We start from the raw sequence: 25,215 nt of genomic DNA, 5'->3' as shown, positions 1-25,215 counted from the left end.
GGGTTTCCTCTCGTTGGCCCGGCGGTCAACTACCCCTGGGGACAAGGGCATTGGCCGGGAGGTCGGCAGGTCTTCGTCTTTGTCTGAAACGGCGGTGCGAGTGGAGCCGCGGTGCGCGCGAGCGGTGCGCGTACGTCATCACGCACATCGCCCGACTCCGCCCTCGCCGCTGCCGACGGCGCCGCTGCCGACGCGGCCGCCCTCCTTGGCGAACGTGGCGTAGACGTCGGTCATCAGAAGTCCCACCCGTCCTCGTCGGCCGCGACCGTGGCCTTGGCCGTCGCGAACGACTCGCCCGCCATGCCGGCCGTCAGCGTGGTGCCGTCCGCCGGGTCGATCAGCAGGAAGGAGCCGGTGCGGCGCGAGTCGGCGTACGCGTCGAGCGCCACGGGCTCGGCGGTGCGGATCCGCACCCGGCCGATGTCGTTGGCGACGAGCAGACCGGGCTCGGGGTGCTGGGAGAGGTCGTCCAGGGTGAGCCGGGACGGGATCTCCTTGACGATCGCCTTGACCGTACGGGTGGTGTGCTTGAGCAGCACGCGCTGGCCCACCGTGAGCGGCTGGTCGGCCACATGGCAGACGGTCGCCTCCACGTCCTGACCGGCCACGGGCGCGTCCCCGCTCGGCACGATCAGATCGCCGCGCGAGATGTCGACGTCGTCGGCGAGCAGCAGCGTCACCGACTGCGGGGTCCAGGCGACGTCCACGGACTCGCCGAGCAGATCGATCCCGGAGACCGTGGTCGTACGGCCCGAGGGCAGCACGGTCACGGACTCGCCCACACGGAACGTGCCGGCCGCGATCTGACCCGCGTAGCCCCGGTAGTCGGGGTGCTCGGCGGTCTGCGGGCGGATCACGTACTGCACGGGCAGCCGGGCGTGGCAGCCGGTGAGGTCATGGCTGACCGGGACCGTCTCCAGGTGCTCAAGGACGGTGGGGCCGCCGTACCAGTCCATGTGGGCGGACGGCTCCACCACGTTGTCTCCGGCCAGCGCCGAGATCGGGATCGCGGTGATCTCCGGGACGCCCAGCTCGCCCGCGTACGCGGTGAACTCCTCGGCGATCGCCGCGAAGACCTTCTCCTCGTAGCCGACCAGGTCCATCTTGTTGACCGCGAGCACCACGTGCGGGACGCGCAGCAGGGCGGCGACCGCGGCGTGGCGGCGGGTCTGCTCGACGACGCCGTTGCGGGCGTCGACCAGGACCAGGGCGAGGTCGGCGGTGGAGGCGCCGGTCACCATGTTGCGGGTGTACTGCACATGCCCGGGGGTGTCGGCCAGGATGAACCGGCGCCGGGGCGTGGCGAAGTAGCGGTAGGCGACATCGATGGTGATGCCCTGCTCGCGCTCGGCCCGCAGGCCGTCGGTGAGCAGCGCCAGGTCGGGGGCGTCCTGGCCGCGCTTGGCGGAGGCGGCCTCGACGGCCTCCAGCTGGTCGGTGAGGACCGACTTGGAGTCGTGCAGGAGCCGGCCCACCAGGGTGGACTTGCCGTCGTCGACGGACCCGGCGGTCGCGAAGCGCAGCAGGGTGGTGGCCGACACGTCGGCCAACTGCTCGGTGGTGCTGGTCATTTAGAAGTACCCCTCGCGCTTGCGGTCTTCCATCGCGGCCTCGGACATCTTGTCGTCGGCGCGCGTCGCCCCGCGCTCGGTGAGCCGGGAGGCGGCGATCTCGGCGATCACGGCGTCCAGCGTCGTGGCGTCGGAGTCGACGGCGCCGGTGCAGGACATGTCGCCGACCGTGCGGTAGCGCACCAGGCGCTTGACGACGCTCTCGCCGGACTTGGGCCCGCCCCACTCGCCGGCGGTCAGCCACATGCCGGAGCGCTGGAACACCTCGCGCTCGTGCGCGAAGTAGATCTCGGGCAGCTCGATCTCCTCGCGGGCGATGTACTGCCACACGTCCAGCTCGGTCCAGTTGGAGAGCGGGAAGACCCGGACGTGCTCGCCCGGCGCGTGCCGGCCGTTGTAGAGCTGCCACAGCTCGGGGCGCTGGCGGCGCGGGTCCCACTGCGAGAACTCGTCGCGCAGTGAGAACACCCGCTCCTTGGCGCGCGCCTTCTCCTCGTCGCGCCGCCCGCCGCCGAACACGGCGTCGAAGCGGTGCTGCTGGATGGCCTCGGTCAGCGGCACGGTCTGCAGCGGGTTGCGCGTCCCGTCGGGACGTTCGCGCAGCACACCGCGGTCTATGTAGTCCTGTACGGAGGCCACATGCAGGCGCAGCCCATGTGCGGCGATCACACGGTCGCGGTACTCAAGGACCTCGGGGAAGTTGTGTCCCGTGTCCACATGCAGCAGCGTGAAGGGGATCGCCGCGGGGGCGAACGCCTTCAGCGCCAGATGCAGCATGACGATCGAGTCCTTGCCACCGGAGAAGAGGATCACCGGCCGCTCGAACTCGCCCGCCACCTCGCGGAAGATGTGCACCGCCTCGGACTCCAGGGCGTCGAGGTGGCTTAGCGCGTACGGGCTGTCGGTGCCCTCGGTCAGGGCGGCGGCGGTCGTCGTCATGCGAGACCCCTCTCGGTGAGCAGCGCGTGGAGCGCGGCGGCGGACTCGGGGACGCTCTGCAGATGCGACTCGATCCGCAGGTCGGGCGACTCGGGCGCCTCGTAGGGGTCGTCGACCCCGGTGAGCCCGCTGATCTCGCCGGCCGCCTGCTTGGCGTACAGACCCTTCACATCGCGTACGGAGCAGACCTCCACCGGGGTGGCGACATGCACCTCCAGATACGGGGTGCCCTCGCTCTGGTGGCGCCCCCGCACCGCGTCGCGGCTGTCGGCGTACGGGGCGATCACCGGCACCAGCGCCTTGACGCCGTGCGAGGCGAGCACCTCGGCGACGAAGCCGATGCGCTGCACATTGGTGTGGCGGTCCTCGCGGCTGAAGCCGAGGCCCGCCGAGAGGAACTCGCGGATCTCGTCGCCGTCGAGCACCTCGACCCGGTGGCCCTCCGCACGCAGCCGGTCCGCCAGTTCGTACGCGATGGTGGTCTTGCCCGCGCTGGGCAGCCCGGTGAGCCACACGGTGGCTCCGGTGGTGTGCCCGCTCACTTGGTTCTCCTGGGTGTTCGTCATCCGTGCAGCCCGCACTCGGTCTTGTTGCGCCCGGCCCAGCGCCCGGCCCGCGCGTCCTCGCCCTCGGCGACGCGGCGGGTGCAGGGCGCGCAGCCGATGGACGGGTAGCCGTCCATGAGCAGCAGGTTGGTGATCACGCCGTGCTCCGCGATGTACGCGTCCACGTCGTCCTGCGTCCAGCGGGCGATCGGGGAGACCTTGACCTTCTGCCGCTTCTCGTCCCAGCCGACCACCGGGGTGTTCGCCCGGGACGGGGACTCGTCGCGGCGCAGCCCGGTCGCCCACGCCGCGTACGAAGTCAGGCCCTCCTCAAGGGGCTTGACCTTGCGCAGGGCGCAGCACAGGTCCGGGTCGCGGTCGTGCAGCTTCGGGCCGTACTCGGCGTCCTGCTCGGCCACGGTCTGACGCGGGGTCAGCGTGATGACGTTGACGTGCATGACGGCGGCGACCGCGTCCCGGGTGCCGATGGTCTCCGGGAAGTGGTAGCCGGTGTCCAGGAACACCACGTCCACGCCGGGCAGCGCGCGCGAGGCGAGGTGGGCGACGACCGCGTCCTCCATCGAGGAGGTGACGCAGAAGCGCTTGCCGAAGGTGTCGGCCGCCCAGCGCAGGATCTCCAGCGGGGAGGCCTCTTCGAGGTCCCGCCCGGCCTGCTCGGCGAGCTCCTTCAGCTCGGCCGGATCCGCAGGCAGCTCGCTCTTCGCCTGAGTGGTCGTCATATCTCTTCCCCTCCACCGTCGTTGCGCCGAAGACCCCGGGCGAGGAGCCCGAGGAACTTCAACTGGAATGCGCGGTTGCAGCTCGCGCATTCCCACGCTCCGTGGCCTTCTTCGGACGGACGGAGGTCTTCGTCCCCGCAGTAGGGGCAGAAGAAGGGTGCCGCTCGCTCGCTCACGACAGGGCCTCCTCGCTGGCCCGCGCCGCCCAGGTGGCGAACCGCTCGCCGCTCTCGCGCTCCGCCTCGAAGCGCTTGAGGACGCGCTCGACGTAGTCGGGAAGTTCGGCCGAAGTGACCTTCAGGCCACGGACCTTGCGGCCGAAGCCCGCGTCCAGGCCGAGCGCGCCGCCCAGGTGCACCTGGTAGCCCTCGACCTGGTTGCCCTCGTCGTCGAGCACCAGCTGGCCCTTGAGACCGATGTCCGCCACCTGGATACGGGCGCAGGCGTTCGGGCAGCCGTTGAGGTTGATGGTGATCGGCTCGTCGAAGTCCGGGATGCGGCGCTCCAGTTCGTCGATGAGCGCGGCGCCGCGCGCCTTGGTCTCGACGATCGCCAGCTTGCAGTACTCGATGCCGGTGCAGGCCATGGTGCCGCGGCGGAACGGGGACGGCTTGGCGGTCAGGTCCAGCGCCTCCAACGCCTCGACCAGCGACTCGACCTGCCCCTCCTCGATGTCGAGGACGATCATCTTCTGCTCGACCGTGGTACGGACCCGGCCCGAGCCATGGGCCTCCGCGACCTCGGCGATCTTCGTCAGCATGGCGCCGTCGACGCGGCCGACGCGCGGGGCGAACCCGACGTAGAACCGGCCGTCCTGCTGGCGGTGCACACCGACGTGGTCGCGCCAGCGCTGGGTGGGCTCGGCGGGCGCGGGGCCGTCGACCAGGGTGCGCTTGAGGTACTCGTCCTCCAGGATCCGGCGGAACTTCTCCGGGCCCCAGTCCGCGACCAGGAACTTCAGCCGGGCGCGGGTGCGAAGGCGCCGGTAGCCGTAGTCGCGGAAGATGCCGATCACGCCCGCCCAGACGTCCGGGACCTCCTCCAGCGGGACCCAGGCGCCGAGCCGGACGCCGATCTTCGGGTTGGTCGACAGACCGCCGCCGACCCACAGGTCGAAGCCGGGGCCGTGCTCGGGGTGCTCGACGCCGACGAAGGCGATGTCGTTGATCTCGTGCACCACGTCGAGCAGCGGCGAGCCGGAGATCGCGGACTTGAACTTGCGCGGCAGGTTGGAGAACTCCTTGCTGCCGATGTACCGCCGCTGGATCTCGTCGATGGCCCAGGTGCCGTCGATGATCTCGTCCTCGGCGATACCGGCGACCGGCGAGCCGATGACGACACGCGGGCAGTCGCCGCACGCCTCGGTCGTGGAAAGCCCGACGGCCTCAAGGCGGTTCCAGATCTCCGGGACGTCCTCGATGCGGATCCAGTGCAGCTGGATGTTCTGCCGGTCGGTGATGTCCGCGCTGCCGCGCGCGAACTCCTGCGAGATCTCGCCGATCACTCGCAGCTGCTGCGTGGTCAGCCGGCCGCCGTCGATGCGGACGCGCAGCATGAAGTACTTGTCGTCCAGCTCCTCCGGCTCCAGGATCGCGGTCTTGCCGCCGTCGATCCCGGGCTTGCGCTGGGTGTACAGACCCCACCAGCGCATACGTCCGCGCAGGTCATTGGGGTCGATGGAATCAAAACCACGCTTGGAGTAAATCGTCTCAATACGTGTCCGCACATTGAGACCGTCGTCGTCCTTCTTGAACTGCTCGTTCCCGTTCAGCGGCGTGAAGTGACCGACGGCCCACTGACCCTCACCACGGTGGCGCCCGGGCTTGCGCCGGGCGGTGGCGGGGGTGGGCTTCTCGGGGGTGGCGGCCATGGGGATACGTCCTTCGGGACTGCAGGAGGGCGGCTCTGACCTGCACACTCGCGCTGCGGGCGCGGCGGTGCGCAAGAACTGTGGAGAAAAGCTGGGGCGGCGGTGCTGGGTCTCTCAGCGGGCCGGACAGATGGCGCTGGACATGCGGCCGAGATCGACGTGTCGTCGACTCACCAAGGCGATTCCAGTTCCGGACATGACGGAAGCGTGTCACGCGCATCTCGGGCCAGTCCACCACTATCCATAATGTGGACAACAATGTCCCGAGGGGTGAGACAGTGTGCTGTGGGTCACCTCGGCCGTACGCCGGACGCGGGAGTACCGGTGCTCCTATCCTGCCTCTGCCGGGAGGGGCACGGGCGAGGGGGCACGCTCATGTGGAGACAGTTTCCGTCATGGATCCTGGCGACGGGAACCTTCGTCCTGGGTGTCCTGGTCCTCAAGCTGAAGGACTGGTTCAAGACGCTCGTCGACAAGGCGGCGGCCCTCCTCTACAACCGGCTCGCCGGCAGCGCGCTCCTCGCCCGCACGGCCCTGCGCCGCTACACCGCCAGGACGTACGAGCGCCACCAGCGCTTCTCCGTCTCCTTCCGGGTGGACGACCCGCAGGCGATGGACATGGCCTCCGTGTATGTCCCGCTGCGCACCGCGTCCGGGTTCGGCGCGGGCGCCGAGCAGGGCGAGGCGGCTTCCACATTGCGGGAAACCCGGCGGGCGGTCGTGCTCGGCGTGCCCGGCGCGGGCAAGACGATGCTGCTGCGCCACACCGTGCTCGCCTGGTGCCGCGAGCGCTACCGCCCCGAGGGCCCGCCGCGCCGGACCTGGTACGGCCGCCGCCGCCCGCCCCGGGTGGAACTGGGCGAGCTCACCGACGTACCGGTCCTGCTGAAGCTGCACACGGTGAACCTGGCCGCCATGGACCTGCGCGGGCACTTGGTCAAACACTTCGCGGACCATGACTTCCCGGGCGCCGGGAAGTGGATCGACCGGGCGCTGGCGGACGGCCGTCTCGCGGTCTACTTCGACGGCCTCGACGAGGTAGCCACCGCCCAGCGTACTGAGGTGGCCGACGCGATCCGGGAGTTCATGACCGTCCACTCCGGCTGCCGCGCGGTGGTCACCTGCCGGATCGCGGTGTACCGGGGCGAGTTCACCGAGGACGTCGACCACACCCTGCGGGTCCAGGAGTTCGACGAGCGGCTCATCCGCCGCTTCCTGCACGGCTGGCCCTGGCCGGAACATCTGGCGCCCGACACCGTGGAGCAGCTGCTCGGCGCCCTGCGCGACACCCCGCAGCTGATGCCGCTGGCCCGCAACCCGCTGCTCCTGACGATGATCGCGTACCTGTACAGCAATGTGTACGCGGGCACGGACCAGGTCCTTCCGCATACCCGCGCCGACTTCTACAAGCAGGTGACGGACAGCCTCCTCGGCGACCGCCAGCGCCGGGCGCGGTTCTCGCACCCGGTGAAGAAGGCGGTGCTGCAACGTCTGGCGTTGGCCGCCCAGGACATCCCGTCGGATGTCCACGACCGCCTCGCCCTGCCGGAGAAGGATGTGCTCGCACACGTACGGGAGGCGCTGGCGGAACAGGGGCGTCCGGTCGAGCGGGCGCAGGAGGTGCTGGAGGAGATCGTCGAGCGGAGCGGGCTGCTGCTGGCGGTGGACAACGGGGAGCGGTACCAGTTCGCGCATCTGACCTTGCAGGAGTACCTGGCCGCGACCCGCCTCGCGGCGGACCCGTCGGGCCTCCTAGACCGCTACCACCGCGACCCGACGGCGTGGCGCGAGACGGTACGGCTGTGGTGCGGGGCGGAACCGCGTGACTGCACGGAGGTCGTACGGGCGGTGCTGGCGCGGGACCCGGTGCTCGCGTTCCAGTGCCTGGCGGATGCGCAGGTGGTCGACGACGCGCTTGCCGATGAGATCGTCGGGATGTTCCGGGAGCGGCTGGGACGGGAGCCGGAGGGCGCGGACCGGCAGGCGGTGATCGCCGCGTTCGGGGCGGTGGCGGGGGATCGGCGGCCTCGGGGGGCGGCCGTGTTCGAGATGCTGTCGGTGTTCGCGGCGGACGGACGGCGGGCCGAGCGCCGGGACGCGGCGGTTGCTGCGCTGGCCGCGACCAACTTGGCGAGAGCGGCGGACCGACTGGCCGAGTTGCTGCGGACCACGCCGTCGGCGGGGAGGGCACTGGCGGGGATGGGGGACTTGGCGGTTCCGGCGCTGCGGCGGGCGATGCGCCAGGGGGAGCGGGTGGTGGCGTCGCATGTGCTGTGGCGGGTGCGCACCCCGCGCGCGGCCGTGGAGCTCGCGAATTTCCTGCTGACGGCGGGCCCGCAGTCGCGCTCGGTGGAAGTCGCCTACTACCTCGCCGATCTGCTCCGGGAACGGGAGATCGAGGAGGAGCTGCGGGCCATGGCCCTCGGCTCCGGCATGCCGCCGGTGTGGGACTGGGTGTGGAAGCCCTTCGCCACGGGGAACGGGGATCGCCTGGTCACCTGCGTGGCTGTCATCGCTGAGCAGATCGCGCTTGAGTGGACCCCACCCCCTGGCGTCGAGGTGGACCCGCGGATCCTCGCGGCGCTGAGCCTGGTGGATTCACGCGCGCCGTCCTTCGCTCTGAGCATCGAGGTGCGCTGTCCGGCGCTGGCGACAGAGATGGGGAGCGATCCGGAGGAGGAGATCCTGCGGCTCCTGGCAGCGCACTTCCTGGAGTCGGCGGCCGAGGACGAGCCGCCCGGACAGACCTCGCAGGAGCACCTGGCCCAGTTGGGGCAGGAGTACCTGCTCCGACTGGGCCTCCCACCGTTCCAACTGAGCATGCTCGCCCTGCTTCCGGCCCCCTTGCGGATACGGGCCGCCGCCGTGCTCTGCCGACAGGGCGTGATCCCCATCGCCGACTGGGAGCGGGTCAACGTTCCCAGCCGTCGAGCCGACACCTCCAACACCGCACTCCGCCGCTTCGTACAGCAGCACCTGACCTAGTACGCCCCCGGCCAAGGCCCCGGCGCGTCCACCTCCGCCTCGTCCTCCACCTTCGTGTCGAACAGCCGGAACCCGCGCCGAAGGTAGTTGTCCATCGCGTGCTCGCCGTCCAGGGAGCAGGTGTGCAGCCACACGCGCTTCGTCTCGGCGCGGTCCGGCCAGCGGTCGGCGAGGTCCCAGGCCCGGGCGACTCCGTACGAGAGGAGGTGGCCGCCTATGCGGCGGCCGCGGAACGACGGGACCAGGCCGAAGTAGACGATCTCCACCGCGCCCTCGTCCTGCGCCTCCAGCTCGACGTAACCGGCCGGCGTGCCGTTCTCGTACGCGACCCAGGTCTCCACGCCCGGCCGGGACAGGAACTGCTGCCAGGTCGCGTACGACCACGACAGGCGGTCGATCCAGCGGATGTCACCGCCGACCGCCGTATAGAGGAAGCGGCTGAACTCCGGCGAGGGCACCTCGGCGCGGACGATCCGGATGTCTCCGGTGGGCTCGGCGGCGGGGCGCAGGTCGGCCGGGGACGTCTGCTCCAGGGACCAGGTGGTGACGGGGATCTTCATACCGTCACCGAATCATGGCCGTGGGCCGACCTTCAAGCGCTGGTCAGTGCGGGTGGTCGCGGGCGCCCCGTACCGCCGGGGCCGTCGAGTGGGGGAGCAGGGCCGCCGGGTGGGCGGGGCGGATCACCTCCACCTCGACGTCCTCCGCGAAGCGGTACGGGCGGTGGGCGAGCACCTCGGCCAGATGGCGCCGCAGCCGGGACATCTCGGCCCGTACCGTCACCGTCCGCGTCGGGTCCTCGAAGATGTCGTGGGCCAGCTGGGCCGCGGTGCGGCCGGTGCGGTGCAGGGCCAGTACATACAGGAGTTCGGCGTGGCGCGGGCTCAGCTCCTGGGCCCAGCTGCCCGCGTCCCCGGCGACCGTCACCGACCAGCGGCGCGGGCGGCTCAGATCGAGCACCACCTTGGTGGGGAGCGCGTCCGCGTGCGTCTCGTCGCCCACCACCTGCACCAGCCAGCCGCCCGGCAGCGGCTCGACCGCGCACATGCCGAGCGACGGCAGCCACACCCGGCCCGCCCGGAACGACTTGGGCAGCGGCAGCCGGTCCACCGGCGGCATACCGGTCACCGCGGCCGTCCAGCCGTTGGTGTCCACAGCGAGCGCCCGGCCGCCGAGCCGGCAGAGCACCGGGGCCGCGACCGTCCGCAGCCGCTCCACCGCGCACAGATGGCGGGTGCGCAGCTCGGCCTCGGCCAGGCGCGATACGGAGGTGACGAACGACAGGGTCGCCGGGTGCATCGTCGACAGCGGGCCGCTGACGTCCACGACGCCGAGGAGGCGTCCGTCGCGCGGGTCGATGATCGGCGCGCCCGCGCACGTCCAGGCGTGGTGGCTGGAGACGAAGTGCTCGGCCGAGTACACCTGCATCGGGCGGCGGGTGATCAGCGGGGTGCCCACCCCGTTCGTACCGACCACGCCCTCGCTCCAGTCGGCGCCGACTTCGAATCCCAGCGCGTCCGCCTTCTTGAGGACGGAGGCGTGTCCCTCGCGCCACAGCAGCATGCCGTCGGCGTCGCTGACGACCATGATGTGCTGCGCGGCGTCCGCGACCGTCACCAGCGCGTCCCGCAGCACCGGCAGCACCTCCTTGAGCGGTGAGGCGTTGCGGCGCCGCTCCACCTCCGCCAGGGGCAGCAGCCCGGCGTGATGGTCGCCGTCCGGGTCGACGCCGTGGCCGAGGACCCGGCGCCACGAGGCGTCGATCTCCGCGCGGGGCGCGACCTTCGAGGGCCGTCCGGCGAGCGCTGCCGCCCGCATGCCCTTCAGCAGCCGGGTGGCCTCCCGTACGTCCATGGCGGCCAGCCGTGCGGGGTCGAGGGCGGTGGTGTCCGGCACTGGGTCCTCCTGTCGACACCGGCGTTCCGAGGGGGAGGTGAACGCGGGTGTCACGAATTCATCGTGCCCGCCCGGGCGTTCGCGCGCGGCGATATGCCGCACAAGGCTGCAACCCTTTGCAACTCTCGCGAACAGCCGTGCGTGTGTACGAAGGTGGTGGAACACCGGACGTCCGGTCGTCATGGCCCGCGAGGGCGCATGGGAGTGCGGGGGTGGTGCCGTGTCGGCGCAGCACCACCCCCGACGGACGTTCCGGTCCCTCTTATGACGTCCCGGGCTCAGACCCGGGCCCGCGCCCGCTCCACCACCGAGCCCAGGTCCAGCGTGTGCGGCAGCGTCCCGAACGCGCTGCCCCAGTCGCCGCCGAGCCGGGACGCGCAGAACGCGTCCGCGACCTCGGAAGGCGCCCAGCGCACCAGGAGCGAGCCCTGGAGCACCAGCGCGATGCGCTCGACCAGGCGGCGCGCCCGGGCCTCGATGCCGTCCAGGTCCGCCAGCTCCGTCAGCAGGTTCTTGATCGCCCCGTCCAGGCGGTGATCGGCGCCGCGCGCCTTTCCGACCTCCTGGTGGAACGCGTCGAGCGCCTGCGGCTCGCGCTGGAGCGCCCGCAGCACGTCCAGCGCCTGGACGTTGCCCGAGCCCTCCCAGATCGAGTTGAGCGGCGACTCGCGCAGCAGCCGGGGCAGCCCGGACTCCTCGACGTAGCCGTTGCCGCCCAGGCACTCAAGCGCCTCGGCGACGACCGGCGTACAGCGCTTGGTCACCCAGTACTTGGCGGCCGGGACCGCCAGCCGCAGCAGCGCCCGCTCCTCCTCGGTGCCCGAGTCGTTGGCGGCCGCGAGGCGCAGCGCGAGCGTGGTCGCCGCCTCCGACTCCAGGGCGAGGTCGGCCAGTACGTTCTTCATCAGCGGTTTCTCGATCAGCAGCCCGCCGAACGCGCTGCGGTACGCCGCGTGGTGGATCGCCTGCGCCACGCCCTGGCGCATCAGCGCCGCCGAGCCGACCACGCAGTCGAGCCGGGTCGCCGCCACCATCTCGATGATGGTGCGCACCCCGCGCCCCTCGTCCCCGACCCGGCGCGCCCACGTCTCGTCGAACTCGACCTCGCTGGACGCGTTGGACTTGTTGCCCAGCTTGTCCTTGAGGCGCTGGATACGGAACGTGTTGCGGGTGCCGTCCTCCAGGACGCGGGGCACCAGGAAGCAGGTGAGGCCGCCGGGCGCCTGCGCGAGCACGAGGAACCCGTCGCACATCGGCGCCGAGCAGAACCACTTGTGCCCGGTGAGCAGATACTCCCCGCCGTCGCCGAGCGGCTTGGCCTGGGTGGTGTTGGCCCGGACGTCACTGCCGCCCTGCTTCTCCGTCATGCCCATCCCGAAGAGCACCCCGCCCTTCTGCGAGGCAGGCCGCAGCCCCTCCTCGTACACATGCGAGGTGAGCCGGGGCTCCCACTCGGCGGCCAGCGCCGGGTCGGCCCGCAGCGCGGGCACGGCCGCGTGCGTCATCGACAGGGGGCATCCATGACCCGCCTCCGCCTGCGTCCACACCAGGAACCCGGCCGCGCGGCGCACATGCCCGCCCGGCCGCCCCCAGGCGTCCGTGAGCCCCGCCGAGACGGCATGCCCGAGGAGCCGGTGCCAGCTGGGGTGGAAGTCGACCTCGTCGATGCGGTTGCCGTACCGGTCGTGGGTGCGCAGCTTCGGCGGGTTCTCGTTCGCGAGCACCCCCCACTCCTGGGCCTGGGCGGAACCCGCCGTGCGCCCGAGCGCGCTGAGTTCGTCCCGCGCGCCGTCGCGGAGTTCGGGCGCGAGATGCCGTTCGACCCCCTCGGCGAGCGCGCGGTCGGACGAGAAGACGTCGTATCCCACCAGGGGCGGAGCCTGGTTGGTCACTGTGTGGGTGGTGGCTGCCATGCCGATACGGTAAGGAGGTGCAGCCAGCAAATGAAACACCCGAGCGGCCATCGGGCCGACTCCACCGGGCCCCGAGCCGACTCCACCGGGCCCGTGTCCTCTACCGCAACGTCTCGAAGCGGAAGATGGCCTGGCTGCTCCTGAAGGACACCGTCAACTCGTGCATCGAGTACCGCATCCTCGGACTCGCGGCCGAGGCGGCGTTCTTCACCCTGCTCTCACTGCCCCCACTGCTGCTCAGCCTTATCGCGCTGCTCGGTTACGTGGACGGCTGGACCAACACGCACACCGTCGCCAGCATCGAGGAGAACATCCTCACCGCCGCCCAGTCGGTCCTCTCCGACCGGGGCGTCCACGATTTCGCCAAGCCGCTGCTCGAAGACGTCACCAAGGGAAAACGGCCGGAAATCGTCTCCCTCGGCTTCGCCTTCGCGCTCTGGTCGGGCTCGCGGGCGGTGAACGTCTTCATCGATACGATCACCGTGATGTACGGGCTCGACGGCCGTCGGGGCATCGTGCGCACCCGGATGCTCTCGCTGCTGCTCTACATCGCGGCCCTGCTGATCGGCGCACTGGTGCTGCCGCTGGCGGTGGTCGGCCCGAACCGGGTGGTCGAGCTCGTCCCCTGGGGAACGAACCTGATCAGCGTCCTGTACTGGCCGGTGATGATCCTGCTCTCGGTGGCGTTCCTGACGACGTTGTTCCACGTCTCGGTGCCGGTGCGCTCGCCGTGGATCGAGGACGTGCCCGGGGCGCTGGTAGCCCTGGCGATGTGGGTGCTCGGCTCGTTCCTGCTCCGCATCTACCTCACCAACACGGTCGAGGGCCCCACGATCTACGGCTCCCTGGCCGCGCCCGTCGCCGTCCTCCTGTGGATCGGCGTGTCCGCCTTCGCGGTCCTGGTGGGCGCGGCGGTCAACGCGGCGATCGACCGGGTGTGGCCGTCGGTGGCCACGGCGGCGGCCCGCGCGGCCAACGAACGCGTCAAGACGGCCCAGGCCGCGGAGATCGTCGCCCGCGCCGCCCAGGCCCGGGCGGCGTACCCCGACGACCCGGAGGACTTCGACCCCGGCGACCCCGGGATGCCGTCGGAGTACCCCGAGCGCTGGTCCCGCTTCCTGCCCCCGGACGACGTGAAGTCGCGGCTGCATGGGGGGCGGGATGCGCAGGGCCGGGATAAGGGCTAGGCACCGGGCAACCTAAGGGGCGCGGGGAACTGCGCGACCAGCCACGCACGGTCCGCAGTCGAAGAACCGCTCACGCGTCAGCGAGCGCATCCGTGATCGCCCCGAGCGACGTGGTCACCAAAGTGGCCCCCGCCGCCCGCAGATCCGCCGCCGAGGCGGCATCGTCGGCCAGGCCGACGAACGGGACGCCGAGGCGGACGGCCGTCGCCGCGGCGTGCGGCATCCGCCCGATCACCAGCACCCCGGCGACGTTCCCACCGGCCCCGAGGACATCCCGTACGGATGACTCCGTACCGCCGGTGACGACGATGACCTGACGCCCTGAGTCGACGAGCGCACGGGTCACGTCGCGCGAGAGCGTGCCGTCGTGGTCGACGAGGACCCTGCGTACGGGGGCGAGGAGGGTGCGCAGGGAGGCGAGAGAGGGCCGGAGGGTGACCCGGAGGGCAAACTTGGGCCTGCTCCCCGAGGTCGCCGGATAGCCCAGATGCTCGTCCACGCACGCCTGCGCCAGGTCGAGCTGGGCGAGCCCGAAGCCACGTACTGCGGGGCCGAGTTCGTCGCTCAGCCAGTGCGCGACCCGCTCCATCTGAGAGGCGTCTTCCGGCCCCGACCGCCAGGTGACATCCGCCTCGGCGATGAAGGCGAGGCTGTCGAAGGCACTGGGGAGAGGGAACTTGAGGTTCATGGCGAGCCGACTGTCCACCACCGTGATCCGCCGGAACCAGACGGGGACACCGGCCTTCTCGAAGCGCTCGTAGTCGGCGGCGGGCCGTTCGAGGGTCTGGAAGAGCGCGTGCGGTACACACGCCTCGACCGTCGCGTAACCGCTCCCCTCCTCGACCGGTTCGGGTGGGATCCCGAGGAGGAACCCGGCCTCCTCCGGCCGGTGGGACGCTTGCACCAGAACGCGCAGCCGCAGGGGATCGAGCGTGCCCCGCCCCATGGCGTCGCGCAGCGCGTCCGGCAGCGCGTCGACGACCAGGTCCAGAACGGCACGTGCAGGGGCGGCGGTGCGCAGGACGAGGCGGGCGGCGCCGTACGGATCCTCGATCTGCGGTCTCACGCCGAACACCGCTCCCACGGTGTCGAGCAGCGCGTCGGGGACGAGTCCCGCGCTCCGGGACCGCACCCTGATCACCACCATGGTGAGCCGTGGGCCATCGCGCAGCACGTCCCGCCGCTCCACCACCGTCCGCAGCAGCTCCGCCAGCTCCCCCCGGTGCCGCGCGGCCCAGTATCCGGGCATGCCCTCCAGCGGTTCGCCCGCCCACAGGCCGAGCGCGGTCTCGTACCGCTCCAGGGCCAGGGCATGGTCGCCCGCGGAATCGGCCGTCTCCGCCTGGAAGACGAGCTGTTCGACGCCGAGGAAGTCGACGTCGGCGCCCTGGAGGGTCAGCCGGTACGTCTGGTCGGCCTTGCTCTCGACCGGGTGGCCCCTGCGCTTGAGGCGGTCCGCGACGGCGTGGACGTCGTCCCGCCACTCCGGCTCCCACAGCTCCGTGCCCGCCACCCGCTCGCCGCGCGCCAGCACCAGCGCGCACAGCATGCGCAGCTCGGGTCCGTCGCCGTCGGGTGACGGGACGCCGTTGACCCAGGCCTCGGGCGGGCCGAGGAGACGGTAGACGCGGCGGGCGTCGGCGGGAGTGGCCAGCAGTGCGGCGGCGGCGCGGCGGCGTACGGCGGGGGACTCGTCCAGGAGCTGGGCGATCGCCGCGTTGAGGGCGGCGGGGAGCAGTCCGACGCGTACCGCGCCCGCGCTCACCTCGACCGGATCCGTCGCCCGCCAGGCGGTGTTGAACGGTGTCCCCAGGGCCATGTCGTACAGCAGGTTCCCGACCGCGAGGAGGTCGTCCTCGGGCCTGGGGGCGGCGGAGCCCGGCACCTCGCAGAGCAGCGCCCCCCGGTCGGGCGAGAGCAGGATGTTCTCGGCGCGCACCAGACCGTGCACGATGCCCTCCTCGTGCAGGGCCTCAAGGGCGGAGAGCAGGTCCCGGCCCGTGCGCGCGATGTCGTCCGCCGGGAATCCGTTCGGGTGATCCTGCATCGCCTCGCTCAGCGTCGGCGCCTCCACCAGCTCGGTCACCAGGCACAGGTCGGCCCCGTCGCGGAACGCGTCGAAGTTCAGCAGCAGGTGGGGATGGTGGATCCGCGCGATCTCACGGGATTCGGCGAGGAACCTCTCGGTGGGGTAACCGAGTTCGGGCGCGTTCAAGTAGGAGCGCAGGGTCACCGCCACCTCCCGTCCCGTCGTCACCTCGACCGCCCGCCACACCTCCCTCGACGTCCGCGCCCCGATCCGCTCCCGCAACTCGTACCGCCCCGCCAGCACGCGCCCCTCACCGCTCGCCCCCGACGGCCCCCGCAGCAACCGCACGCTCTCCCGGCTCACCAGCGCGAACGGGTCCCCCGGCACCGCCCCCACCGGCCCCCCGCGCGCGGCCACCAGGGCGCGGAACTCGCCCGGGACCGCGCCCGCCAGCGCCTCGATGCGGGCGTTCACCCGGCTCAGCAGACCGGCCGTGCGGACATGGGCGGTGTGCGGCAGGGTGCCGAGCAGGACGTCGCGTACGCCGGGGCGGAACTCGTACGCGCCCGCCGGGCCCGGCACGGACGTCAACATGCCGCTCAGGACGACCTCGGCCAGATGCTGCGGCTGCGGATGCGGCTCGACGGCCGCGTGGACCAGCCGCATCACCGGCAGATGCGCACACCCCACCGCCAGATGCGCCGCCAGCCGGAACGCCGCCGGGGAGGCCACCGAGCGGAACCGCAGGACGAGTTCATCGGCGGCAAGGTCGGGTACGGGCGCTTCGTGCGGCTCGGCCGACAGGGGTGGACGCGGCCCCAACAGCGCCACCGCCCCCGGCACTTGCGCCCCGCCCCGCGCCCCCACCAGCTCCGCCCAGTTCCCCAGCCACCGCGCGGCGGGCTCCAGGACCGGCACCGGGATGGCGCCGGGGACGGCGGGGGCCGCGTCGGTGTCGTACGGGAGGAAGGTCAGCAACGCGCCCGCCGCGCCCGGGCCCGGGGCGCTCAGGAGGCCGGCGGTCGGGGCGAACGCCGAGTACTGCCAGAGGCGTTCGGGCAGCGGCTGCACGACGGCGACCGGCAGCGTGCGGGCCCAGCCGTGCACCGTGCGGTACCAGCGGCGGCCCGCCGGGCCGTCCCGCCACTGCGGGCCCATGCAGTCGCTGAGGACCAGGACGGCCGTACGGCTCGTCGCGGCCGGGCGCACCGGCACACCGCCGTCGGTGGCCAGCGGCAGCCTTTCCACCGTACGGAACGCGCCCGTCTGCGCCAGCGCCCGGTGCAGATCGCGCAGCAGCGGCCGCCACATCGTCATGGTCGGGCCCGTGTCGAAGACGATCCGCAGATGCAGCCAGCGCTCCGGCCGGGGGCGCAGCACCGGGAGCCACCACTCGGGGCGCGCGCCGAACAGCGCGCCCCGGTGCGCGGTCGCCGTCTCGTCGAACTCCCGCTCACGCGCCGACGGCACGCGCCGCTTCAACGGGCGTACGGCACGCTGGAGCGCGAGCGGATGCGCCAGCATCGCGGGCGCGGGCGCCAGCAGGGGCGCGTGCTCGCCGTCGCGCTCCGGCGCGGGCGTGGGGCGGTTCGGTGGAGGGGTGCGCAGGGGTACGCGTTCGGGCGCGTCGGGCCGCTCGGCGGGGGCGGGCGGTGGTTCGTCGCCCTCCGGGATATCGGGTCGCGGGGTGTCCTCGGGAAGGCTTGGTGGCGGCAGCCGATTGCCTCCCGTCCGGAACTCGGGCTCGTCGCGCATGTGCCGGGCCAGCCACAGCAGTTCGGCGATCTCCTGGCCGGTGGGCGCGCGGGTGCCCGCCGCGCCGAGCACCCGCCGCAGCGCATCCGTATGCCCGAAAGGCCCGTCAGAAGTCATCGGGCCGGGGTTCGCCGGGCTCCAGGCCCTGGCTCAGATACGGCATCAGATACTCGGCGAGCTGGCTGCGCGAAGCCCCCGTAAGCCCCGAAGTACGCGTCAGATACACCGCGTTGAGCAGCTGGTCCGTCGCCAGCTCGCCGCCGGACGCACGATGCAGGAACCGGTCGACCAGCTCAAGCGCGTCCGGGTCCAGCTCGCCCAGATGCGCCTCCACGATCGCTTTGAGCTGGCTCTCGTCGGGCTGCCGCAGCTCCAGCGTCACACAGCGGCGCAGGAACGCGGGCGGGAACTCGCGCTCGCCGTTGCTGGTGAGGACGACGAAGGGGAAGGCGTTGCACCGGACCCGGCCCCGGCGCACCTTCGCCCGCCAGTCCCCGCCCGACATCAGCACCTCGGCCTCGGCGCTGCGATGTGCCGTCCGTACGAGCTCCGGGATCTCGAACTGGCCCTCCTCCAGCACGTTGAGCAGGTCGTTCGGCAGGTCCAGGTCGCCCTTGTCGATCTCGTCGATCAGCAGGACGCGCGGGTTCTGGTACGGCAGGAGCGCCGTGCCGAGCGGGCCGAGCCGCAGATGGTCCTCGATGCTGTTGTGCGAGAACGCCTCGTTCTCCCGTGACGCGTACAGCCGCGACAGCGGGTCGTACTGGTACAGCCCGTCGGTGAGCGTGCTGCGGCTGGTGATGTTCCAGCGCAGCACCGGCCCCAGCATCAGCTCGCGCGCGACCGCGTACGGCAGGCTCGACTTGCCGCTGCCGGGCGGGCCGGTGACGAGCAGCGGGCGTCTCAAGTACAGCGCCGCGTTGACCAGTTCGACGCTCCGGTCGGTGACGACGTACGTCTGGGCGCGGTGGGTGCGGTCCGGTGACGCGGACGCGTCGTCCGGGTCCTCGGACGGCGGCGGCAGCAGCGGCCTGCCGTTGAAGGCGCGCCAGGGCGGTGGCGGGGGCAGCTGGCTGATCCCGGCGTGCGGTTCGCCGCCGCCGGTGTACACGGGCCACAGGGACACAGGGGCTCCAGTCGGTCAGCTCAGCGGGGAGCGGTCGGGCGGGGTGACGGGCGGGAAGCGGCGCGGGTCCTCCCAGACCAGCGTCAGCCCGGCCGCCCAGTGCGGCGCGTCCTCGTCGTGCACGAACGCCTCCTTGCGCAACTTCAGTACGTGGCCGGGGAGTTCGCCGGGTGCGAGCCGGGTAAGCCGCTCGGCCAGCGCGTCCAGGAAGCCGCTGCCCCGGCAGCCGCCGTCGCAGGACGCCCCGGCGCAGCCCGTGTGCGGCCACAGCACGATCGGCGAGGGCGCATCCAGCGCGGCCCCGTGCGGGCCGGTCGCCGCGCGGCCCGGGTCCGGCGGCCGGGCGAACCCCACCGGCCCGTACACATCCTGGAGTTGTACGGAGAGCTTGTCCGGGCGGGGCGCCGCGCCGCACTCGATGCGGTGCACCGGGGACGTGTGCCGGCCGTCGAGGATTTCCCACATCTGGCGCAGCGTCCATTGCAGCCTGGGGTTGCGGCGGCGCAGCCGGTCCATCACGACGACCGGCGAGACACAGCCGAGCGGCGGCTCGATGCCCTTGCGGCGGACCCACTGGTCGACCGGCTTGTTCAGCCAGTTGCGCGGCAGCGCGAAGGCGACGAGCGCCCGGCCCCGGTCGTCGAGATCGCCGAAGGCGTCGTCAACCCGGTCCAGGACCCAGTCGCGCAGCTGCTTCTCGCCGGTGACGGTGGTCGCGTCGACGAGCCTGCGGCTGCCGTCGCGGTACGCGTACACCTCGACCAGGAGCGCGTTCCTGCCCTCGCCGCTGCGGTTGATGTCGACCAGGACGGGCGACCAGCCGAGGTCGGGCGCCCGGCCGCTCGGGCCTGCCGGGGCGTCGCGACGGGACCGGTACGCCTGGGCCCACGCCCGCAGTTCGCGTCCGAGCTCCGGGTCGGGCGAGGGTCCTTCGTCGACCGCAGTCGCCAGCCGTACGGTGAACTCGGCGAGCGGGAAGGCGCCCGCCCGGGGCGCCGACTCCGCCAGCAGATGCCACACCGCCTCCCATACGCTCGCGAACCCGCCGTCCGGGGGTGCGAGTCCGAGCGGCCCCACCGCCTGCCGGAACAGCCGGTCCGGCTCGGCCGCGCCCTCGGGCACGCGCGCGACGAGCGCGGCCAGCGCGCGCTTCTCGCCGGGGTCGTGGCCGGGGGTCGGGACGTGCTCGGCCAGCGGCGGCCAGGACCGGGCGAGGACATGCGCCGAGACCATCCGTACGGGCTCCATCGCGCACACCATGCCGACCACCTCACCGCCGTCCGCCAGACTCACCGCCGACCCGCTGAACCCGCCGCTCACCGACGCCCCGTACCCCTTCCAGTCCTCCAGCTGGGTCCACTCGTTGGCGGTCAACCGGTCGGTGGACGCGCGGAGTTCGCTGATCAGGCCCTCTTCGTAGTCCTGCGGGAAGCCGTGGGCGAGGAGCTTGGGGGCGGGGTACGCGTACGGCGCGTCCAGGCGCGCGAAGCGGACGGGGCGCACCGGCACCGGCCCGGGCAGCTCCAGAACGGCCCAGTCGCCGGGGTCCCGGCTGTCGCCCGCCCAGCAGCCGCGCGCCACCACGCGCGCGAGGACGGGCTCATGGCCCGGGAGGCCGGGGAAGCGGATCTCCACCTGCTCCTCCTGCCACACCACATGCGCGCAGGTCAGCACATGGCGGTCGGTGAACAGGAACCCGGCGCCGACCGTGCCGCCGCCGCAGGAGATGTGCGCGTGCCAGGAAGGTGACGCCATCACCGCGCTGCCGTGGCTCCGGGGTCGGAGGCCGCTCCGGGGCCGACGTCTCCCGCGTCCGCGGCGGGCAACGCGGCCGGATCCGCGGCGGGCGCCGGATCGACGGCCTGCCGCTCCGCCCCCGGCGCCCACGACAGCTTCACCACCAGATGCCCCTCCACCGCCGTCTTCGCGATCACCGCGCCCGCCTCGGCGGTCAGCTTCACGCCGAACTCCAGCTCCACCGCGTCCGGTCTGAGCCGCCCGTCCCGGAAGACGTGCAACGCCGACTCGGCGGCCGCGCGGATGCCCTCAAGCGCGCTGTCGAACGTACGGGTCGCCTCCGCCACGGAGTTGTCGCCCCGGCGCACCAGCTTGGCGCCGGACGCGTGCCGTTCGACCTCCACGGTCACCTGTGCGCCGTCGTCCGTGCGGAACTCCATCAGCGCACCCATCGACGCCCCCTCGCAGACCGTGCCGGACCGGCGTCCATTGTTGCGGAGCGGTCCCGTCCCTGTCCGGGTTAGCCTCGAAGACATGTACCGAGAGCGTCCTTCACGGCTGGCCGGTGCCGTCGTCTGGGCGCGCACGATGGAGGCGGGCGTCGCCCGTCCCGTCCTGCCGGACGGCTGCATGGACCTGCTGTGGCACGACGGGGAACTGCTCGTCGCCGGACCCGACACGCACGCGTACGTGCCGTACTCGGCCACCGGGGTCCGCTACGCCGGGGTGCGGTTCGCGCCGGGCGCGGGGCCCTCAGTCATCGGCATACCGGCGCACGAGCTGCGCGACCGGCGCGTGGCGCTCGACGCGCTCTGGCCCGGCGCCGAAGTGCGCCGCCTCGCCGAGCGCATAGGGGAGGCGCCGGACCCGGCAGCCGCACTTGAGGCCGTGGCGCTGGCGCGGGCCGAGGAGCCGGATCCGCAGATCCGGGCGGTCGTGGCGCTGCTGGACGCGGGCCGCTCGGTCACCGCGACCGCCGACGCCGTCGGGCTCGGCATCCGCAGCCTGCACCGCCGCTCGCTCGAAGCGTTCGGCTACGGTCCCAAGACCCTCGCGCGCGTGCTGCGGCTCCAACGGGCGCTCGCGCTCGTACAGGGCGGCATGCCGTACGCCGAGGCGGCACTCGCGGCCGGGTGCGCCGACCAGGCTCATCTCGCCCGGGAGATGCGCGACCTGGCCGGCACGACCCTCACGGCCTACGCGGAGGCGGCGAAGAGCGAGATCTCCACCCCGTCCGGGTCGTGGAGCGTCGCGTAACGCTGACCCCAGAAGGCGTCCCAGGGCTTGAGATGGCCGGAGTACCCGGCCGCCATCAGGCTCTCGTACGTCGCGTCCACCTCGGCCGGGCTGTCGCAGACGAAGGCGAACCCGGTACGGCCGCCGCCCTGCGGGCGGGTCCACTCGGGGTCGAAGGAGCGCACCACGTCCTCCGTGTCCCAGAGGATGCGGTTGCCGCCCGGAAGCGTGTATTCAACATGCGGTTCGTTGTCGGCGTCGGCCGGGATGTCCAGGCCGAGGCGGCGGTAGAAGGCGAGCGAGGCGGCCATGTCGGAGACGACCAGGCCGATGGCGTCGAAGCGTGCGTTCATGCCGTCACCGTAGGCCGGGCCCGGCGGGCCGGTCTTGAAGGAAACGGACACCACGGGCTACAGGTCGTTGCCCGCGTACGACAGGTTGAAGCTCTTGTTGGCCAGCGGGAAGTCCGGGACGATCGTCTCGGCGAGCGCGACCGGCAGCGCGGGCCAGTTGAAGAACGACGGGTCGACCACCTTCACCCGCGTCAGCCGTCCGTCCGGGGCGAGTTCGAGGCGGGTGGTGATCGCGCCGCGCCAGCCCTCGACGATGCCGGTGCCCGAGGTGTGCCCCGGGTGCCCGGGCAGCTCCACCACCGTGTCGCCCGGCCGGACCTCCGCCGCGAGCGCGCCCGCGAGGGCGACCGACGCCCGCGCCTCCTCGGCCCGTACGAGAAAACGCGCGAGCACATCACCCGTCGTCCGCACCACGAGCTCGGGCGGGCGCACGCCCGGCGCGAACGGATGCGAGACGCGCGCGTCCGTGCCGAGCCCGCTGGCGCGTGCCACATAGCCGAGGCACCCCAGGTCGCGGGCGTCCTGGGTGCTCAGCCGGGCCGTGCCGGTGAAGCGGTCCCGTACGGTCGCGTGGCCAAGGGCCAGGTCCGCGATCTCCTGGACGTCGGCGCCCACCCGGGCGAGCTCGGCCGGGTCGGGGACGGTGAGCAGCCGGGCGCCGCCGGGGACGACCCCGCCGCGCAGCAGCCGGTGCCCGGTCGTCGCCTCGTTAAGGCGCAACAACTGCTCACGTACGCGCAGGGCATGGGAGTTGAGGACCGAGTGGCCGACGTCGTTGCAGAGCGCGCCGAGGTCGGTGACGTGGTTGTGCAGCCGCTCCAGTTCGAGCAGCAGCGCCCGCGTGTGCTGCGCCTCGGCCGGGACCTCGGCGCCGGTGGCCTCCTCGACGGCCAGGCAGTACGCGAGCGCGTGCCCGACGGCCGTGTCCCCGCTGACCCGCTCGGCCAGCGGCAGCCCGGCCTCGGCGGTCCGCCCCTCGAAGAGCTTCTCGATGCCCTTGTGGACGAACCACAGCCGCGCCTTGAGCCGGATGATCGTCTCGCCCACCACCGAGAAGCGGAAGTGCCCCGGTTCGATGAGCCCCGCGTGCACCGGCCCGACCGGGATCTCGTACACCCCGTCGCCCTCGACGGCGAGAAACGGGTACGGGCCTTCCTGCTCCCCGAACGGCGGCGCGGCGCCCGCGTCCGGCCGCATCGGATACCAGCCGCGCGGCCAGTGGAAGTGCCGCACCAGCCGGTGGGGGAGCGGATGCCCGAGCGGTACGACCCCGTGCAGATCCCGCATCTCCCGCTCGAACCGCCCGGCGGGGAAGGACAGTTGGGCGAGCGTGGGCACGGCGGGGCGCGCCGGGTCCAGACGTACGTGGAGTTCCGTACGGGTGTCGGGCGGGCCCGTGACGAACAGGTACACCACGCGCACCGCGTCCTCGTCGTGGTGCGCCGAGACGAGCGCGAGCCGGTGCCCGCCGGCCAGCAACTCGGCCACGTGGTCGGGGAGTTCGCGTACGGAGAGGTCGACGCCCGTGGTGATGGGGGTGGTCGTCCGGCTCATCACTGCCCTCCGGCGATGTGGGCGGCCGCGGTGAGCAGCTGGGCGAGGGGGTGGACGGTCAGGCCGAGCGCGGCGCAGCAGAGGAGGCCGAGGGCGAGGGGGGTTCCGGCGGCGGGGCCGATGCGGACGGGGGCCGTGGTTGTGGTGGTGGTTCCAGTTCGGGCTGCCGGTCCGGCTTCGGCGTTGGCTCCGGCTCCTGGTGCTTCGGTTCTGGCGGTCGTCACGTGGCCGTCCGGTGCCGGGCCGAGGAGCATGCGGGCCGTTCGGACGGCCAGGGCCGCGTACGCGGCGAGCGCGAGGGCGAGCGCGGCGGTGACCGGTACGCCCATCCCGGCCGCGAACCCGGCCCGGGCCAGGGCGAGTTCGGAGGCGAACAGAGCGAAGGGCGGCAGCCCGAGCAGGGCCACCACCGCGAGCGCAAGCGCCGTTCCCAGCCCCGGAGCCCAGGCGATGAGCCCGCGCACCCGGCCGATCCGGGACGTACGCCGCAGCTGGAGCAGCTGACCCGAGGCGCAGAACGCGACCGTCTTGGCGAGGCCGTGTCCCGCGATGTGCAGCAGTACGGCGGCGGTGGCGAGCGGCCCGCCGACGGCCGCGCCGAGCGCGATAAGGCCCATGTGCTCCATGCTCGAATACGCCAGCATCCGTTTGTAGTCGCGCTGTGCGAGCAGCAGTCCGGCGGCGAGGGCGAGCGTGAGCAGCGCGGCGGTGGCGAGGAGCGCGCGGACGAACCCGGGGCCGAGGGCGGCGTCCGCGATCACCTTGTAGCGCAGTACGGCCGTGAACGACACCGCCAGCAGTACGCCCGACATCAGCGCCGAGACCGGTGCGGGCGCCTGGCTGTGGGCGTCCGGCAGCCAGGCGTGCAGCGGTACGAGCCCGGCCTTCGCGCCGTAGCCGAGGGCGACCAGGGCGATGCCGAGGCGTGTGACGTCGGGGTCGAGGCGGTCCGCGTGCGCGACGAGCACGTGCCAGTCGAGCGCGCCCGCCTCGGGGATTCCGGCGCGCCTGGCCGCGTAGTACACGAGGACGGTGCCGAGGAAGGCCAGCGCGATCCCTGCCGAGCAGATCACGACGTACTTCCAGGCCGCCTCCACGGACGTACGGGTGCGGCGGTGGCCGACGAGGAACGCGGTGACGACGGTCGTCGCCTCGACCGCGACCCACAGCACGCCGAGGTTCCCTGCGAGTACGGCGAGGCACATGGCGGCGAGGAAGGCGTGCACGAGGAGGTGGTAGCGGTGCGCCGTTCGGTCGGCGGCGCGTCCCGCTGCGCGTTCTCCGGCGAGGTACGCGGGGCCCGCCGCCACTGCGAGGGTGGCGACGGCGCCGACCACCAGCAGCATCCAGATGGTCAGGGCGTCGGCCCTCAGTGTGTCGCCGTACGCGGAGACCGCGGGGTGGGCGCGGTGCGCCAGGGCGAGGGCGGAGCCAAGGATCGCGGCGGGCGCGACGAGCCCGGCGTAGCTGGCCCCACCCCGCCCCTTCCCGGCTGTGACATTTGCGGCTCCGCCGCGTGGCCTGGGCGGGCGGCTCTGTGGCTGCGCCCCTTCAGGGGCGCGGGGAACTGCGCGACCAGCCCACGACGGCTCGCAGTCGAACCGCAAGCCAGCGGGGCTGCGCCCATGCACCTGGCGCATGGCCTCCGCCAGCGGCACCCGCGCCGCCGGAATCCGCACCCGCGCATCCGCCCGCTGCGCGGCAACCGCGTACACCCCCGCCACCCCCAGCGGCACACCCACCGGAGCCGTCAGCAGCAGCTCGGGCACCATCGAACCT

Annotated in this window: 20 protein-coding genes; 3 read left to right on the top strand and 17 right to left on the bottom strand. The window is 72.5% G+C overall.

Annotated elements, in window-relative coordinates:
* Positions 1 to 233: 233 nt before the first annotated feature.
* From ACT1U9_RS05535 to ACT1U9_RS05505, 7 genes are all read right to left on the bottom strand, one after another.
* Positions 234 to 1,571, bottom strand: a complete 1,338-nt coding sequence (locus ACT1U9_RS05535; protein WP_444537251.1) for a sulfate adenylyltransferase subunit 1 — start codon at positions 1,569 to 1,571, stop codon at positions 234 to 236.
* Positions 1,572 to 2,510: a sulfate adenylyltransferase subunit CysD gene (gene cysD, locus ACT1U9_RS05530; protein ID WP_188278697.1), complete on the bottom strand. Its 939-nt coding sequence runs from the start codon at positions 2,508 to 2,510 to the stop codon at positions 1,572 to 1,574.
* Positions 2,507 to 3,076 (bottom strand): adenylyl-sulfate kinase, encoded by a 570-nt coding sequence (gene cysC / locus ACT1U9_RS05525; RefSeq protein WP_444537250.1) that lies wholly within the window; start codon positions 3,074 to 3,076, stop codon positions 2,507 to 2,509. Before cysC ends, cysD begins: the two co-directional genes overlap by 4 nt.
* On the bottom strand, positions 3,073 to 3,795 hold the full coding sequence (locus ACT1U9_RS05520; RefSeq protein ID WP_444537249.1) for a phosphoadenylyl-sulfate reductase: 723 nt from the start codon (positions 3,793 to 3,795) through the stop codon (positions 3,073 to 3,075). Before ACT1U9_RS05520 ends, cysC begins: the two co-directional genes overlap by 4 nt.
* The gene (locus ACT1U9_RS05515; RefSeq protein ID WP_188278700.1) at positions 3,792 to 3,971 is read right to left on the bottom strand and encodes a hypothetical protein; all 180 of its coding nucleotides are present in this window, start codon (positions 3,969 to 3,971) and stop codon (positions 3,792 to 3,794) included. Before ACT1U9_RS05515 ends, ACT1U9_RS05520 begins: the two co-directional genes overlap by 4 nt.
* Positions 3,968 to 5,665 (bottom strand): nitrite/sulfite reductase, encoded by a 1,698-nt coding sequence (locus ACT1U9_RS05510; protein ID WP_444537248.1) that lies wholly within the window; start codon positions 5,663 to 5,665, stop codon positions 3,968 to 3,970. Before ACT1U9_RS05510 ends, ACT1U9_RS05515 begins: the two co-directional genes overlap by 4 nt.
* 114 nt (positions 5,666 to 5,779) lie before the next feature.
* Positions 5,780 to 5,863: a putative leader peptide gene (locus tag ACT1U9_RS05505; protein WP_310591794.1), complete on the bottom strand. Its 84-nt coding sequence runs from the start codon at positions 5,861 to 5,863 to the stop codon at positions 5,780 to 5,782.
* A 177-nt stretch (positions 5,864 to 6,040) separates the two neighbouring features.
* On the opposite strand from ACT1U9_RS05505, the gene ACT1U9_RS05500 reads away from it, so the two are divergent.
* Complete coding sequence (locus tag ACT1U9_RS05500; protein ID WP_444537247.1) at positions 6,041 to 8,650, top strand: NACHT domain-containing protein; 2,610 nt, start codon at positions 6,041 to 6,043, stop codon at positions 8,648 to 8,650.
* On the opposite strand, the gene ACT1U9_RS05495 is transcribed toward ACT1U9_RS05500, so the two are convergent.
* The 3 genes from ACT1U9_RS05495 to ACT1U9_RS05485 all read right to left on the bottom strand — a co-directional run bounded on the left by ACT1U9_RS05495 (position 8,647) and on the right by ACT1U9_RS05485 (position 12,459).
* A complete protein-coding gene (locus tag ACT1U9_RS05495) occupies positions 8,647 to 9,210 on the bottom strand; it encodes a GNAT family N-acetyltransferase (protein ID WP_444537246.1) in 564 nt (187 codons plus the stop codon). The genes ACT1U9_RS05500 and ACT1U9_RS05495 overlap by 4 nt on opposite strands.
* 43 nt (positions 9,211 to 9,253) lie before the next feature.
* A complete protein-coding gene (locus ACT1U9_RS05490; RefSeq protein WP_444539015.1) occupies positions 9,254 to 10,504 on the bottom strand; it encodes a GAF domain-containing protein in 1,251 nt (416 codons plus the stop codon).
* A gap of 320 nt (positions 10,505 to 10,824) precedes the next feature.
* Positions 10,825 to 12,459 (bottom strand): acyl-CoA dehydrogenase family protein, encoded by a 1,635-nt coding sequence (locus tag ACT1U9_RS05485; protein ID WP_444537245.1) that lies wholly within the window; start codon positions 12,457 to 12,459, stop codon positions 10,825 to 10,827.
* Between the two features lie 17 nt (positions 12,460 to 12,476).
* On the opposite strand from ACT1U9_RS05485, the gene ACT1U9_RS05480 reads away from it, so the two are divergent.
* Positions 12,477 to 13,646 carry a YihY/virulence factor BrkB family protein gene (locus tag ACT1U9_RS05480; protein ID WP_444537244.1) on the top strand — a complete coding sequence of 390 codons (1,170 nt, stop codon included), beginning with the start codon at positions 12,477 to 12,479 and terminating at the stop codon, positions 13,644 to 13,646.
* 70 nt (positions 13,647 to 13,716) lie between these two features.
* Here ACT1U9_RS05480 and ACT1U9_RS05475 read toward each other — a convergent pair whose 3' ends face one another.
* Genes ACT1U9_RS05475 through ACT1U9_RS05460 form a run of 4 tightly spaced genes read right to left on the bottom strand, consistent with a single transcriptional unit; the run spans position 13,717 to position 20,745 of the window.
* Positions 13,717 to 17,547 (bottom strand): SAV_2336 N-terminal domain-related protein, encoded by a 3,831-nt coding sequence (locus ACT1U9_RS05475; RefSeq protein WP_444537243.1) that lies wholly within the window; start codon positions 17,545 to 17,547, stop codon positions 13,717 to 13,719.
* A complete protein-coding gene (locus ACT1U9_RS05470) occupies positions 17,537 to 18,556 on the bottom strand; it encodes an AAA family ATPase (protein ID WP_444537242.1) in 1,020 nt (339 codons plus the stop codon). The genes ACT1U9_RS05475 and ACT1U9_RS05470 overlap by 11 nt, the downstream gene beginning before the upstream one ends.
* 15 nt (positions 18,557 to 18,571) lie before the next feature.
* Positions 18,572 to 20,311, bottom strand: a complete 1,740-nt coding sequence (locus tag ACT1U9_RS05465; RefSeq protein ID WP_444537241.1) for a VMAP-C domain-containing protein — start codon at positions 20,309 to 20,311, stop codon at positions 18,572 to 18,574.
* Positions 20,311 to 20,745 carry a CU044_2847 family protein gene (locus ACT1U9_RS05460; RefSeq protein WP_444537240.1) on the bottom strand — a complete coding sequence of 145 codons (435 nt, stop codon included), beginning with the start codon at positions 20,743 to 20,745 and terminating at the stop codon, positions 20,311 to 20,313. Before ACT1U9_RS05460 ends, ACT1U9_RS05465 begins: the two co-directional genes overlap by 1 nt.
* 82 nt (positions 20,746 to 20,827) lie before the next feature.
* Here ACT1U9_RS05460 and ACT1U9_RS05455 point away from each other — a divergent pair, with 82 nt between their 5' ends.
* The gene (locus ACT1U9_RS05455; RefSeq protein WP_444537239.1) at positions 20,828 to 21,550 is read left to right on the top strand and encodes a helix-turn-helix domain-containing protein; all 723 of its coding nucleotides are present in this window, start codon (positions 20,828 to 20,830) and stop codon (positions 21,548 to 21,550) included.
* Here ACT1U9_RS05455 and ACT1U9_RS05450 read toward each other — a convergent pair.
* From ACT1U9_RS05450 to ACT1U9_RS05440, 3 genes are read right to left on the bottom strand one after another with little or no spacing between them, the layout of a single operon-like run.
* Entirely contained in the window at positions 21,490 to 21,882 is a 393-nt protein-coding gene (locus ACT1U9_RS05450; protein WP_444537238.1) for a VOC family protein, read from the bottom strand. The two genes, ACT1U9_RS05455 and ACT1U9_RS05450, sit on opposite strands and share 61 nt — an antisense overlap.
* Positions 21,883 to 21,939: 57 nt before the next feature.
* On the bottom strand, positions 21,940 to 23,436 hold the full coding sequence (locus ACT1U9_RS05445) for a hydrogenase large subunit (protein WP_444537237.1): 1,497 nt from the start codon (positions 23,434 to 23,436) through the stop codon (positions 21,940 to 21,942).
* Complete coding sequence (locus ACT1U9_RS05440; RefSeq protein ID WP_444537236.1) at positions 23,436 to 25,208, bottom strand: proton-conducting transporter transmembrane domain-containing protein; 1,773 nt, start codon at positions 25,206 to 25,208, stop codon at positions 23,436 to 23,438. The genes ACT1U9_RS05445 and ACT1U9_RS05440 overlap by 1 nt, the downstream gene beginning before the upstream one ends.
* Positions 25,209 to 25,215 lie beyond the last annotated feature (7 nt).

The sequence above is a fragment of the Streptomyces sp. BR1 genome, from assembly GCF_052373795.1.
Classification (GTDB): Bacteria; Actinomycetota; Actinomycetes; order Streptomycetales; family Streptomycetaceae; genus Streptomyces.
The sequence above is the reverse complement of the archived record's forward strand: the minus strand, read 5'-3'. Positions and strand labels throughout refer to the sequence as shown.